The sequence below is a fragment of the Thermococcus atlanticus genome (assembly GCF_054657855.1).
This window is the reverse complement of sequence record NZ_BAAHXX010000001.1, coordinates 1,208,011-1,221,237: the sequence shown is the minus strand read 5'-3', so window position 1 is coordinate 1,221,237 and position 13,227 is coordinate 1,208,011. Positions and strand designations below refer to the sequence as shown.

Sequence of the window (13,227 nt, the reverse complement as noted above, 5' to 3'; positions counted from 1 at the left end):
CTATCCCGGTCAAAAAGGGTTAGACTGAAATTTGGAGGTGTTTGAAAATGGCAAAGGAGAAGCCACACATCAATATTGTGTTTATCGGACACGTAGACCACGGAAAGAGCACAACCATCGGAAGACTGCTCTTTGACACAGCCAACATACCGGAGAACATCATCAAGAAGTTCGAGGAAATGGGCGAGAAGGGTAAGTCCTTCAAGTTCGCCTGGGTCATGGACAGGCTCAAGGAAGAGAGGGAGAGGGGTATCACCATCGACGTTGCCCACACCAAGTTTGAGACCCCGCACAGGTACATCACCATCATCGACGCTCCGGGCCACAGGGACTTCGTTAAGAACATGATCACCGGTGCCAGCCAGGCCGACGCTGCAGTCCTCATCGTCGCTGCAACGGACGGTGTCATGCCGCAGACCAAGGAGCACGCCTTCCTTGCAAGGACCCTCGGTATCAACAACATCATAGTCGGCGTTAACAAGATGGACATGGTCAACTACGACGAGAAGAAGTTCAAGCAGGTCGCAGAGCAGGTCAAGAAGCTCCTCATGATGCTCGGATACAAGAACTTCCCGATCATCCCGATCAGCGCATGGGAAGGCGACAACGTCGTAAAGAAGAGCGACAAGATGCCATGGTACAAGGGCCCGACACTCATCGAAGCCCTCGACCAGATGCCCGAGCCGCCGAAGCCGACCGACAAGCCGCTCCGCATCCCGATCCAGGACGTCTACTCCATTAAGGGTGTCGGTACAGTCCCCGTTGGTAGGGTGGAGACAGGTGTTCTCAGAGTCGGCGATGTCGTCATCTTCGAGCCGGCCAGCACGATCTTCCACAAGGCCATACAGGGTGAAGTTAAGAGCATCGAGATGCACCACGAGCCCATGCAGGAGGCCCTTCCGGGCGACAACATCGGTTTCAACGTCCGTGGTGTTGGTAAGAACGACATAAAGAGGGGTGACGTTGCAGGTCACCCGGACACGGCCCCGACAGTCGTCAGGCCAAAGGACACATTCAAGGCCCAGATCATCGTCCTCAACCACCCGACAGCAATCACAATCGGTTACACCCCGGTCCTCCACGCCCACACACTGCAGGTCGCAGTCAGGTTCGAGCAGCTCCTCGCCAAGCTCGACCCGAGGACAGGCAACATCGTTGAGGAGAACCCGCAGTTCATCAAGACCGGTGACTCAGCAATCGTTGTCCTCAGGCCCACCAAGCCCATGGTCATCGAGCCGGTCAAGGAGATACCGCAGATGGGAAGATTTGCCATCAGAGACATGGGCCAGACCGTCGCTGCTGGTATGGTTATATCCATCCAGAAGGGCGAGTGAAGCCCTTAGCCCTTCTTTCCTTTAATTCCTTGAGGTGAGAGCATGCAGAAGGCAAGGATTAAACTGGCGAGCACCGACATTAAGGCGCTCAATAATGTTACTGACCAGATCAAGCAGATTGCAGAGAGGACAGGAGTCAGGATGAGCGGGCCCATACCGCTTCCGACCAAGAGGATAAGGATCACCACCAGAAAGAGCCCTGATGGTGAGGGAACGGCCACCTTTGACAAGTTCGAGCTCCGCGTTCATAAGAGGCTCATCGACATTGAGGCCGACGAGAGGGCCATGAGGCAGATCATGCGCATTCGTGTTCCTGAGGATGTCACAATCGAAATCGAGCTCATCTCATGATTCTCCCTTTTTAATGCCGGGGTAGCCTAGCCTGGGAAGGCGCGGGCCTGGAGAGTCCGTGGGCGTCCAGCCCGCCAGGGTTCAAATCCCTGCCCCGGCGCCATACAAACTTTGCCTGCGCAAAGTTTGATCAAAGTTTGTATGTCCATTTGAACCTGTAATTCTTCACTATCGCACGCCACTCACTGATGGTTTTGTACTGGAGACATTCGGGGAGTTCATTAAAGAGGAGACACCTCTCTGGAGAACTCACCTACTATGATGGGGGCGTACTCGTATTCGATTCCCCATCTCGACAGAAATTCCTTGAATTCAAATGTCGCATTTACAGGCACGAGAACCACTCCCGCAGCAAGTTCAATGGCATTGAGCTCTTTGAGCATCCCACCGTCCTTGTTTCTCCCCCTTAGACTGTATATGAACCTCACCTTTTCACTGCCTGTTAGGCTGGAGTATGAGAACCTGAAGAGGGTGTAGCCTTTGGCATTGAGCGCTTTATGGAGGAATCCGTTTTTGGTGAGGGAATAGCCCTCAACAAGCAGTGCAAAGCTTATCAGGTTGTTCTCACTGAAGAGTTCGCTCATCAGGAAGCCCTTGACGTCCAGCTCCTCGGGAGAGAATCCATTTTCTTCGAGAATCTGCTTGAAGCGGAACGCCACTTCAAAGGGGTTTCCATCGGTCAAGAGGACGGCAATGTCTATGTCGTTGGGAGTTTCTTTTCCCTTAACTGTGGAGCCATAGAGAAGGATATCCCAGACGTTCGGGTTTTTCTCCTTAAAATCCTTGGCGAGATTACTCAATTTTTTCTCTAAGCCTGATAACATCATTTCTAATCGCCACCAAAATGCGGTCATCGACCCTTTTTGTGTATGTATCGCGGTAATAGGGAAAGTAGTAACTCAGGATATTGTACAAGTCAGGATAACGGGGCTTTAACAGCCTGAAGCGCTCGCTGTGGTTGTCTGGGAGCACTTTCAGGTCGCGCCAGAGAATGTAGTCAGCTATAGCCACGAGGGTCTTAAAGTACATCATAAAGGCGGCGTTGTTGAGGCCCTGCTTAAACAACAGCTCGGCGCTCTGGAAGTATTCTTCTACGTTGTCCTTTAAATCCTCAAGCCTGCCCATAATATCACGTTAATTGATTAACATCAGAGGCCTATAAAAGGTTTGTGGTTAATTGGTTAACAAAAACGGAAAGACAGAGGGATGATGTTAATGGGTTAACAATTCTTATATTTAACTCCAAAGCAAAGAAAAGCCTTAGCCCCCGCTCAGAACCGGCATCACCTTGATTTCATCGGTGTCTTCGACCTCGGCATCTCCCCTCGCAGGGTGGCCGTTAATCATGATGATCCTATCGTGGAATTCGTCGTAACGCGGGATGACCTCGCGTAGAATCTCATCGACCCTCTTCCTTCCCTCTATCCTCACGCTGAGCTCCCTTGCTCCGGCGAGGTGGGCAAACGCACCCATAAGCCTTATCCTGACCATCTTCACCACCATCAGAAACTATCATATCCGGGCTAAAAATTTGTCGAAGGAAGAAAAAGGAAATCACTCAAGCTTTGCAACCTTCTCAAGCTCCGGAATGACATCCTCAAGGCCGAGCTCTTTGAGCGTTTCTTTCTTCGGCACGCCGCGCTCGTCCCAGCCTCTGAGCCTGTAGTACTCGCTGAGCAGCTCATCATATTTCTTCTCGTCAAGGTGCTGCCCCTTGTACGGCCCGCTCTTGAGGCCCTCGATGAACCACCTCCTCGGCGGGTAGTCCATGTGCCTGCCCCACTTCTCGCCGAACTCCCTGACCCAGTATGCCCTGATGAGTGCGTAAACCCTATCTGCGGCCTTGTAAAGGTCGTCCCATGTGTATTTGACGCCGGTGATGGCTTCGAGAAGCTTCGGATAGTAGTCGAGGCTCAACCCTACTTCAACCCATGGCAGCCTGCACGCTGTGAGCATCTCGAAGAGGCCGCCCCTGAGGCGCTGGAGCTCGATGACCTTTGCTGCCTTCTCCGGGTCGTAGGTAATCTTGTACTCGACCTTCTTGGCCTGCTCCCCTTCGATTGGGGCCGTTCCTATCTCCCAGGCGATGACCCATGCCTCCTTGTGGTGGGCTCCGATGGAGCTTGTGGCAAATGCCAAAGCCATGGCCGGGTAGATGTAGCTGTTGTAGCCGCTGATTTCAAGCCCCTTGGCGTGCATGGCGAAGTCATGGGTTCCGAGCTTCTCGGCCATTGCCTTGACGCCCTCAGCCGCGAGGTTTCCAAGCTCCCCTCTGCGGTAGGCAATATCCAAGGCGAGCTGCTTTGCCTTCTTGAAGTCCCCGAATGTCGGGCCCTCCTTGAGCACTCCCTTCTCAACGGCTTCCATTACGTGGGCTATCGAAACACCGAGGCTTATGGTGTCCATACCCATCTCATCGGCAATTCTGTTGAGGACCGAGACCTCGTTGAGCTTTCCAATTCCAAGGTTTGAGCCGAGGAGGGCGACATTTTCGTAGTCGAGCTCGCTTTCCTGGCCTTCGGCATCAAGGACAACGTTTCCACAGGGCATGTTACAGTAGGGACAGCCGCGCTGCTTGACCTTCATACCCTCCATGGTATAGCCGTCTATGGAGCGGGCAAACTCAAAGCTTCCGTCCTGGAAGTTCCTCGTTGGCAGTGCTGAGTTCTCGTTGGTCCACTCAACCGCCGCCATTGTTCCCTGCCTCTTCCAGAACGGGTAGGCGGGTGAGTTCTGAATGGCCTCGTAGGCCTCCTTTGAGAACTCCTGAAGCTTCTTCCTGTCCGCCACAGGTATTTCCTTGGTTCCCTTAATGACGAGGGCCTTGAGCTTCTTGCTTCCCATGACAGCACCCATGCCAGGCCTTCCTGCCGCTCTGCCTTCCTGGGACATGACGACGGCATAGCGCACGAGATTTTCACCCGCAGGCCCTATGCTGAGAACCCCCACATTCTTACCGTGTATCTTCTTGAGTTCCCTCTCGGTCTCAAAGGTGCTCTTACCCCAGATGCCTTCTGCGCTGAGTATGCTAACGTTGTCATCCTCAATGTAGAGGTAGACCGGCTTCTTGGCCTTTCCCTCAACGACTATGGCATCATAACCGGCCTTCCTCAGATGGACGGTCGCCATGGTGCCGAGGTTGCCGTCACCGTAGCCGCCGGTGAGCGGGCTCTTGGCCGCAACGACCAATTTACCGCCGCTCGGGGTCGGGAGGCCGTTGAACGGGCCTGCAGCAAATACGAGCTTGTTTTCAGGCCCGAGCGGATCAGCTCCCTTAACCTCATCCCAGAGAATCTTAACCGCAAGACCCCTGCCGCCTATGAAGTTCTGGGCGACATCGGGAGAATACTCCTGCACCTGAACCTTGTTGTTGGTTAAATCAACCCTCAGAATTCTTCCCCACCAGCCTTTCATTGACATGTCAAGATCACCTCGAAAGATTTTCGATTGAAAGGATATAAGGTCTTCGCAAAAGAAAGCGTTTTACCTGATAAATCAGGTTAAGCCAACCCATTAACGTGCATGCAAAATATTTATTTGGCAGCACTGCTATCCTGTGATTAGCAGTGCATTGAAAATGGCATGGCTCTGCATTCACCGGGAGGAGAAGGGCATGATGATAGCGCACGTTGAAGGACTTAAATTTAAAATTCCGGAAGATGCATGGTTCAGCTTCTTCAACAGCCCCTATCCCGGCCACAGGCTGGGGACTGCGGTTGATGTGTATTTTTCGGATAAAGCCCTCTTCCCCCTTGAGGAGGGCAGGGTCGCTGAGATAAGGAGAATCAGGACGCCCCGCTACGTTCCGGTCAGGGAGGACTACCTCATCATAATCGAGGCAGCGGGCTTCTGCCTCAAGGTGCTCCATGTAATGCCCTCCGTAAGGACGGGAGAAAAGCTCGGTCTCTACGATGAAATCGGGTCTCTTATCGTTTCCGGATTTTTCAGCCCATGGAGCGACAGGCACGCACACTTTGAGCTTAGGGACTGCGGGGACAGATACAGGGCAAGGGGAGGCTTTTTAATGAATCCAAAAATCCTGAAGCTCGTGCCGGTCGTTAGGGGGAATGAGTTTGAAGTTGTGGAGAAAAATTCCCGCTATCTCTGGCTGAAGCCTGTGAGGAGGGGAGGGAGGAACCTGACGCCGGTTGAATTCATGGGGATTCCGGTTGAAGGGGGGCTGCCGCACTATCGTCATGGAGCCGTTTTTGGCCATTCCGAGGAGGTTGAGATTTTTGGCCTGAAGGTTCCCGTTGATAAAAGCCTTCCGAACGGTACGGGACTTTTTGAGGCACGATTTCGGGTTCTGGCCAACGGACAGGAGGTCAGGGGTGCCGGAATCTACTGCAATCAGGAGAGGATAAAGCTCATCGGGGGAAATTTTGAGGAAGGTGATGTTGTGGAGGTTAAACTGGGAAAGCTCATTTCCTGAACACCCTGATATCGACCACAACGTGCCACACTCCCGGGGCGTAGCGCTTGATAACCAGCTCTTTAAGTTTCTCGGCCCCGTAGCCATGCTCTCTGGCGATGTTCTGAAACGTCCTGAATGGTTCCTCCGGCATCAGCTTTTCGGGAACGGTGTTGTGGTAGTGAATTATTGCCTCATCCTTCGCTATCTCAAGGGCCTTTGGAATGAACTCATGGGTTCTTATGACGTACCCCATGAGGATTCTGTCAGCTATGTCCTCTCCCGGAAAGTCGCGGTTGTCAATGTTGTATGCCGTCATCCTGTCCTGCACCCTGTTGAGCTCGATGTTTTCGACGAGGAATTTGAATGCATAGGGGTTCTTTTCAATCGCAATGACCTTTGCTCCGCAGTGCTTGGCCATCGGGAGGGAGAGATGTCCGATTCCGGCAAACATGTCGACGACCAGCTCGTCTGGCTTTGCTATACCGGCCATCCTGATTCTCTCCTTGACGTTGGCTGGGGAGAACATTATCCTTGCGGCGTCCAGTTTGTAGAAAATGCCATTCTCCCTGTGGACCGTTACCGGGTCGCTTCCGTAGATTATCTCATAGTGCGGCTCCCTGAACTCCCCTAAAATCCAGCCTTTCCTCAGGACCGTTTTGACCTCAAGAACCCGGGCATAAACCTCGGCAATCTCGTGTTTGTAGGGCAGGAGTTCTTCCCTCAGGGGGAGTATCAGGACATCACCGATCTGAACCCAGTGCCTGGGAAGCAGGCTCACCAGTTCTGGAGGGAGCTTTCTGCTCAGAATCTCCCTTATCCGAGGTTTTATTGTTCTGGTGTTTTTTCCGGCCATCGTATGAAAATATCGGCGTAATTTAAAAATCCTTTGTCCATGTGAAAAATTTCCCCAAGCTCTGTCATTTCGGCAAAAAACGATTGAAAAAGCTTAAAAACCCTGAAGACAGAATATACCGTGAGAACCTGACCGGAGGTAGAGTTGAATTATGGATGACGAAGGCTCGAGTAGCTGGCTGAACAGGCTGTTTAAATCAAAGAGGGAAGCTGTTCTTGAACAGGAAATTACAGAGGATGCATATAAGGATTTTAGAACCCTTTTGATGCGGGCAAAGCCCGAGATAGAAGGGGATAGGCTGCGCATTAAGCTCCCGAACGGTGAGGTGGAGCTCAGAAAAGGAAAGCTCAGGGTCAAGGCAAAGAGCAGAAGGGATGCGGAGAAGATTCTGAGGAACCTGCACCACTATGCAATGCCCCCCGGACTGTGGCCTGCCTACGGTCTGAGCTACTCAATAAGGAGCCTCAGGAAGAGTAAGGCTCGAATTTGAAATTCCCGGTTTTTCCTTTTCTCCTCGATTCTTCCCCAAAGGTTTTAAGGAGGGGCGGCTATTCTTCATACCGGAACAGCGGATGACGACCCTTGCCCAGTCTGAGTGATGATGACGTCGGTATTAGCTGACGCTTGGGCGGGGAGGCTCGCGGACCGATGAACCGCCCTCACAGAGGTGAACGGGATGCCTGATGAGCTGCTTGAGTTTTATGCCAGCGAAGCATTGACCTGCCCCAGAAGGATATACTTCAGGCTTAAGGGCTATCCTGAGAGATGGCCGGAATTCGTCAAAGTTAGACTGAATCAGGGAATCAAAACACATGAGGTTCTCGGGGACATACTGAGAAAGCGCTTCGGTTTTGAGCTTGAAAAAAGGATGGTTTTACGCTCCCAGAACCTTGGTTTTGAGATACACGGGAGGATCGATGCCATAAAGGACTTCCCGATTGAGATAAAGGGGAAAACGAGCCTTCCCAGGCTGCCGCACGACTACCATCTCGCCCAGCTCACGATATATCTCCGGTGGGCTGAGGCCGAGTACGGCTACCTCTACTACATCAAGCTCCACGATGAACCCGGGAAGGTCATAAAGGGCATTGATTTCTCAAGGTTCCCCATAGTCAGGGGGAGAAACTTCAGGGCATTTGAAATTCCCTATGACCGAACGCTTTTCAAGGATATCCTCAGGCAGTTCTACACCGTAAAAAAGCATTACGAGAGGGAGGAGCCCCCGAAGGGATGGAACAACTTCATGTGCAAATTTTGCCCCTACAACTACCTCTGCTACGGGGATGAGGAGTAGGTCTTTGAGGATGAAAATCACAAACATCTATGCTATCCGTGTGATTGCCAACCACAAATTTTAAAGGGAACTGGAAGAACAGTTTGGGAACTTGGTTATGGTTTCTAAAGCACTCCGGGTTAACAGGGGAATTATAATCACGTGGGAAGGAACGGAAAAATTAACAGGGGAAGGCATCGAGATTGATGTTATCCCCCTCTGGAAGTTCCTTACAAGGGCTCAGTCTCCTCTGAGCTTCCACTTCAGTCCCCTATCCATCACGGCCTCAATCTTCTCTTCGTTGTAAAGCTTAGCTATGAATGCTCTCAGGGGGACGAGGTTTAACGCCAGAATCTGCGGGGTTGGCGACACATCGAAATATTCGGACAGCCTGTATGCGAGCTCGTCAATGCTCATGGGGCTCTTTAGAAGTTCCAGAATCATGGTCTCTGCCTCTTCAAGCCTGTGCAGGTTGAACTCAAGGAGCTTCCCTGCTTCATCTCCCCTTACAGCCTTCCCGTGGGAGGGTATCAGCAGCAGCCCCTCATCTGCATAATTCTGTAATTGTTTAATTGAATCTTTGAATAATTCTGGCTCGACCAGATATGGAATCCCCACGCTCTGGAGAACCCTCTCGCCGAAGAAACTGTCGCCGGCGTAGAGCACCGCATTTTCCTCATCAAGGAATCCCGTCATTCCGGGAGAATGTCCGCTCAGCTTTATGGCTTTCAGGCCGAAGAGGACATCCCCCCACTCGAATATGCCGTGAACCCTGACCTCGCCCTCAAACTGCGACACCAGAAAGCCCCTTGGAGCCTTTGATCCGAATGTCAGGATTTCCCTATTGAGGGGGCTTTCCACGATGCTGAACTCAAAGCGGTGGGCGAAGAGCGGGGCTTCTATTTTAGGGGCGACCCTAACGTGGTCTGCATGTCCGTGGGTTGTCAGCTGGGCACGGATTTCCAGGCCAAGCTTCCTCATCTCCCTCTTCAAATCCTTGTGCCTGCCGCTTCCCTGTCCGGGGTCGACCAGAACGGCCTTTTCATCGTGGATTTTAACCATTGTAGAAGGGCTGCCCGGGTATAGATACAATCCCTCTCCAATCGTTCTTAATGCCAAGAAAATCACCCGTGTCTATTTCGGGAGGGGCATTAAAAATCTATCGAAAGGTTAATCTTGAGAAAGGATAACCTTAAACAGGGGGATGATGGTGAAAATGGTTCTGATTGATGGAGAGCATTATCCGGATGTAACGGCGTGGGCTGTAAAGAGACTGGGTGATGTGTGCTGTGCGGTTTTCCTTGGAGGGACCGAGAAGGTTGGAGACCTGAATGAGATTGAGAGGAAGGTGGGGGTTAAAGTTTATTACAGCAGGGATTATATCGATGCCATCCAGCGGGCTATAATGGAAAATGACATCCATGAGGCTGTTGACCTCAGCGATGAGCCGGTTCTCACATACGAGGACAGGTTCAGGATTGCATCCTTTCTCCTCGCAAACGGAATAACCTATACGGGCGCTGATTTCACGTTCAGACCCCGGCGGCTCCTGAATATAAACAAGCCCAGCCTGATGGTCATAGGGACCGGAAAGAGGGTCGGGAAGACTGCCGTCAGCGGGTTTGTGGCGAGAACCCTGAAGGAAATCGCAAAGCCCGCCATCCTAACGATGGGACGGGGCGGGCCCGAGGAACCGGAGATTATTGAGGGGGAGAGGCTTGAGATAACGCCGGAATTTCTGCTCGGAATTGCTGAGAAAGGCAAGCACGCCGCCTCGGACCACCTTGAAGATGCCCTGACATCGAGGGTTCTGACAATCGGCTGCCGACGCTGCGGCGGGGGAATGGCCGGTTTTTCATTCTTTGATGCTGTGGAGGAGGGCATAAAGATTGCCGAGGGGCTTGACAACGACCTCATCATACTGGAGGGCAGCGGGGCGACCCTTCCCGCGGTTAGGGCTGACGGATGCATAACGGTTGTCGGGGCGACCCAGAAGATAAGCTTCATAAGGGGATACTTCGGCCCCTTCAGGATCAAGCTCGCCGATTTAATCGTGGTTACCATGGCAGACCTTAGAAGCGAGAGAAGGCTGAAATCCATTAAAAGGGTCATCTCAAAAATAAATCCCGACGCCGAGCTCCACCTGACAAAATTCATACCAAGGCCTCTGGGCAGGATTGAAGGGAAGAGGGTGCTTTTGATAATGACCGCAAACCGGAAGGGACTGCAGCGGGCGGCATCACACCTGGAGGAGCACTATGGCGTGGAGGTGGTGGGCTTCTCCGGCCATCTCTCAAACAGGAGAAAGCTTATTGAGGACATGAGGAAGTTCAAAGGCTATGATACGGTGCTGGTTGAGCTCAAGGCCGCGGCTGTGGATGTGGTGACGAGGAGGGCACTTGATGAGGGCAGGGAGGTTGTTTTCATGGACAATGAGCCGGTGAATATTGACGGCAAAGACCTGAGGGATAGCATCCTGAACCTTGGAAAGCGCATACTGGGGGAGCGGAGATGATAATAGCTGTGGGTCAGGAGGATGAAAGCCTCAGAGGGAAAACAGCACACCTGCGGAATCGAACGCTGGGGGGTAAGGCATGATAATCGTTGTGGACCCCGAGAAGAAAACGAGGCTACCCTTTTCCCGAGGGATACTGACGAGGTCAATAACCTCCGCTGGCGTGGATGTTGGGATAGCATACTCAGTGGCCACCGAGATTGTTAAAACATTCTCCGAGCAGGGAAAGAAGATAGTGACGAAGGATGAGATAAGGGAGCTAACATACCACAGGCTGCTGGAGAGGGGGCTGAAGGAGGAGGCGAGGAAGTATCTCTTCTGGCGCAAAATAAAGAAGCTCAAATTCCCGATGATTCTCCTGATTGGCGGCACCACAGGGGTCGGCAAATCCACAATATCAACCGAGCTGGCCTTCAGGCTCGGCATAAGAACCACGATAGGAACCGACACCATAAGGGAGGTTATGAGAAAGATAATAGCGAGGGAACTCCTCCCTGCTCTGCACACTTCATCATTCATGGCATCCAACGTCATAAACAAGATTCCGCGGGGAGTCTCGCCGCTGATTTTCGGATTTGAAACTCAGGTCAGGCACGTGGCTGTCGGTGTCAATGCGGTTATCGAGAGGGCATACACAGAGGGATTCAACACCGTGGTTGAGGGCATTCACCTTGTTCCCGGCTACATCTCCCTGAACGACAGGAGCTTTATGTACGTTGTCGCCGTGAAAAGCAGGAAGTCCCTTGAAGCGAGGTTCTATGAGAGGGAGAGGTACAGCCTGAGGCCTGCGGATTACTACATACAAAACCTCGATGCCATAATGGAGATACAGGAGTTCATACTGGAGCATGCGAAGGAGCATGACATACCTGTTGTGGAGAACATCGAGCTTGAGGATACGGTTGACAAGATAATGAGCGATTTGATGGAACGTGTTGCCGAAAGGATGAAGGAGAGGGGAATAGAGATTTAGGTCCACTTAACCTCGGTTTTTATTTTCCATATCCCCAGCAGCTTCCCGGCGTTCCACGTCGCCTGAATCTGGAAGGCAACTATCATGTTTCTGTAGATGTCTATGACGTTGTAGGAGTTTCCAAAGGGATTTCTGTGCAGCTCCCAGCTTATTGAGCCGGCGTTTATTATCGGGGTGCTCTCTATTTTGAGACCGAACGCATTGCCACCGTGGCCGGTCAGAACGAGGTCGGCCCTCTCCGAGGTGAGGAGCCTGAGAACATCCCCCCCGTCCTCCAAGAAGCCTATCTCCCTGCTCCGCGGAATCGGGATTATGTTGTGGTGCATGACCACGACGGTGAACTTCTCCCTGAATTCCTCAAGGTGCTTTCTGAGCTTCTCCTGTCCCATCCTTCCCACAAGACCTATGGGGGTTTCGTACTGAACCGAGAGTATGGGGATGAATACAAAATCACCGGCCTCCAGTATCTGCGGATCACCGAAGTACTCATGGAAGAGGTCGTATCCGAGATAGGTTATGTCGTTGTGTCCCGGAATTATAATCTTCTCCGCCTTTATCTTCTCGTAGAACTCATATGCACTCTCGTAATAACGCTCTATTCCGACATCCACAATGTCGCCGCAGTGAATTACCAGATCCGGCTTCAGCTTTTCGTTTATCGTCCTGATAGCATTTTCAAGAACCTTCCTTCTGAAATAAACCCTGTCGGAGACATTGCTTTCGCTCATCTGGACGATCCTCATTATCCTCTTTCCCCTGGGAATGAAAATCTTGGGTTTTAACGCCCTGTACTCCCGTTTAACCTCATCCCCCGTAACCCGGCGTATCCTGACCTCAACCCTGCCGTCATCGTGCATCTTTATTATGTTGTAGCTGTTGACATCCCCCCGGCGTGTTTTCCGGCATGATGTGCAGCCTGCATTGTCTATAATCAGATCCTCGGCTTTGTAGACATTCGGCACATGCTTGTGGCCGCAGGTGTAGAGGTTGACCTCATGCCTCAGGAGCAGGTCGAGAACATCACCGGCATTGAAGAGGACGTTTCTTTCCCTGCCGGTATCGGGCAGCGGGAGGAGGTGATGGTGAATGGCAACTATCTTGAGCCTTTTGTGGGAGTATTCCTCAAGCTTTGCCTTGAGCCATTTGAATTTGTATCCCCCAACCCTGCCGTCGCTTAAATCCGGGATTGTCGAGTCAAGCCAGATTATAACAAGGTCTCCATTTTCATAGACCCCGTTAAGAGGGCCTATAAATTTTTCAAACAGCCTGTATCCAACATTTCTGGCATCGTGATTGCCCGGAATGACTATAAGAGGCTTCTGAATCTTTTTCAGGAGATAGCTGGCATGCTCATACTCCTCTCTGAGCCCCTGGTTGGTGACATCGCCGGTGTGGATAACGAGGTCAAAATCGCTCCTGTTGATTTCGTTCACGATTAAATCAAATGCATAGGCCTTGAAGGCTGCATCGGGGGTTATATGGGTGTCGCTTATGTGTGCTATCCTTATCATGCC

The 13,227-nt window shown here is 51.9% G+C and carries 14 protein-coding genes and 1 tRNA gene; 8 read left to right on the top strand and 7 right to left on the bottom strand.

The annotated features are described in order from the left end of the window. The first annotated feature begins 47 nt into the window (after window positions 1–47). The 3 genes from tuf (at window position 48) to ACYQ27_RS06415 (ending at window position 1,788) form a co-directional block, all read left to right on the top strand. Window positions 48–1,334: a translation elongation factor EF-1 subunit alpha gene (tuf, locus tag ACYQ27_RS06425; RefSeq protein ID WP_460041300.1), complete on the top strand. Its 1,287-nt coding sequence runs from the start codon at window positions 48–50 to the stop codon at window positions 1,332–1,334. A 42-nt stretch (window positions 1,335–1,376) separates the two neighbouring features. Further along, on the top strand, window positions 1,377–1,685 hold the full coding sequence (rpsJ, locus tag ACYQ27_RS06420; RefSeq protein WP_460041299.1) for a 30S ribosomal protein S10: 309 nt from the start codon (window positions 1,377–1,379) through the stop codon (window positions 1,683–1,685). A 15-nt stretch (window positions 1,686–1,700) separates the two neighbouring features. Beyond that, window positions 1,701–1,788: transfer RNA gene (locus tag ACYQ27_RS06415), tRNA-Ser, on the top strand. A 118-nt stretch (window positions 1,789–1,906) separates the two neighbouring features. On the opposite strand, the gene ACYQ27_RS06410 is transcribed toward ACYQ27_RS06415, so the two are convergent. From ACYQ27_RS06410 to for, 4 genes are all read right to left on the bottom strand, one after another. Next, window positions 1,907–2,485, bottom strand: coding sequence for a nucleotidyltransferase domain-containing protein (locus ACYQ27_RS06410; protein ID WP_460041298.1), 579 nt, complete (start codon window positions 2,483–2,485; stop codon window positions 1,907–1,909). After that, window positions 2,478–2,810, bottom strand: a complete 333-nt coding sequence (locus tag ACYQ27_RS06405; protein WP_460041297.1) for a hypothetical protein — start codon at window positions 2,808–2,810, stop codon at window positions 2,478–2,480. The genes ACYQ27_RS06410 and ACYQ27_RS06405 overlap by 8 nt, the downstream gene beginning before the upstream one ends. Before the next feature lie 135 nt (window positions 2,811–2,945). Continuing rightward, complete coding sequence (locus ACYQ27_RS06400; RefSeq protein ID WP_456394284.1) at window positions 2,946–3,176, bottom strand: MoaD/ThiS family protein; 231 nt, start codon at window positions 3,174–3,176, stop codon at window positions 2,946–2,948. 63 nt (window positions 3,177–3,239) lie between these two features. After that, a complete protein-coding gene (gene for, locus ACYQ27_RS06395; protein ID WP_460041829.1) occupies window positions 3,240–5,099 on the bottom strand; it encodes a tungsten-containing formaldehyde ferredoxin oxidoreductase in 1,860 nt (619 codons plus the stop codon). A gap of 142 nt (window positions 5,100–5,241) precedes the next feature. Here for and ACYQ27_RS06390 point away from each other — a divergent pair, with 142 nt between their 5' ends. Further along, window positions 5,242–6,117, top strand: a complete 876-nt coding sequence (locus tag ACYQ27_RS06390) for a DUF8155 domain-containing protein (RefSeq protein WP_460041296.1) — start codon at window positions 5,242–5,244, stop codon at window positions 6,115–6,117. Here ACYQ27_RS06390 and taw2 read toward each other — a convergent pair. After that, window positions 6,107–6,952 (bottom strand): tRNA(Phe) (4-demethylwyosine(37)-C(7)) aminocarboxypropyltransferase Taw2, encoded by an 846-nt coding sequence (taw2, locus tag ACYQ27_RS06385; protein ID WP_456453804.1) that lies wholly within the window; start codon window positions 6,950–6,952, stop codon window positions 6,107–6,109. The two genes, ACYQ27_RS06390 and taw2, sit on opposite strands and share 11 nt — an antisense overlap. Before the next feature lie 151 nt (window positions 6,953–7,103). Here taw2 and ACYQ27_RS06380 point away from each other — a divergent pair, with 151 nt between their 5' ends. Continuing rightward, on the top strand, window positions 7,104–7,442 hold the full coding sequence (locus tag ACYQ27_RS06380; RefSeq protein WP_460041295.1) for a hypothetical protein: 339 nt from the start codon (window positions 7,104–7,106) through the stop codon (window positions 7,440–7,442). A gap of 186 nt (window positions 7,443–7,628) precedes the next feature. Then, on the top strand, window positions 7,629–8,246 hold the full coding sequence (gene cas4 / locus ACYQ27_RS06375) for a CRISPR-associated protein Cas4 (protein ID WP_456394279.1): 618 nt from the start codon (window positions 7,629–7,631) through the stop codon (window positions 8,244–8,246). A gap of 219 nt (window positions 8,247–8,465) precedes the next feature. On the opposite strand, the gene ACYQ27_RS06370 is transcribed toward cas4, so the two are convergent. Further along, a complete protein-coding gene (locus tag ACYQ27_RS06370) occupies window positions 8,466–9,344 on the bottom strand; it encodes an MBL fold metallo-hydrolase (RefSeq protein ID WP_460041828.1) in 879 nt (292 codons plus the stop codon). A gap of 91 nt (window positions 9,345–9,435) precedes the next feature. Here ACYQ27_RS06370 and ACYQ27_RS06365 point away from each other — a divergent pair, with 91 nt between their 5' ends. Both ACYQ27_RS06365 and ACYQ27_RS06360 read left to right on the top strand, forming a co-directional pair. Continuing rightward, a complete protein-coding gene (locus ACYQ27_RS06365) occupies window positions 9,436–10,740 on the top strand; it encodes a P-loop NTPase family protein (RefSeq protein ID WP_460041827.1) in 1,305 nt (434 codons plus the stop codon). Window positions 10,741–10,819: 79 nt separating this feature from the next. Further along, window positions 10,820–11,713: a 2-phosphoglycerate kinase gene (locus ACYQ27_RS06360; RefSeq protein ID WP_456454114.1), complete on the top strand. Its 894-nt coding sequence runs from the start codon at window positions 10,820–10,822 to the stop codon at window positions 11,711–11,713. Here ACYQ27_RS06360 and ACYQ27_RS06355 read toward each other — a convergent pair. Beyond that, on the bottom strand, window positions 11,710–13,224 hold the full coding sequence (locus ACYQ27_RS06355; protein WP_456454120.1) for a metallophosphoesterase family protein: 1,515 nt from the start codon (window positions 13,222–13,224) through the stop codon (window positions 11,710–11,712). The genes ACYQ27_RS06360 and ACYQ27_RS06355 overlap by 4 nt on opposite strands. Window positions 13,225–13,227 lie beyond the last annotated feature (3 nt).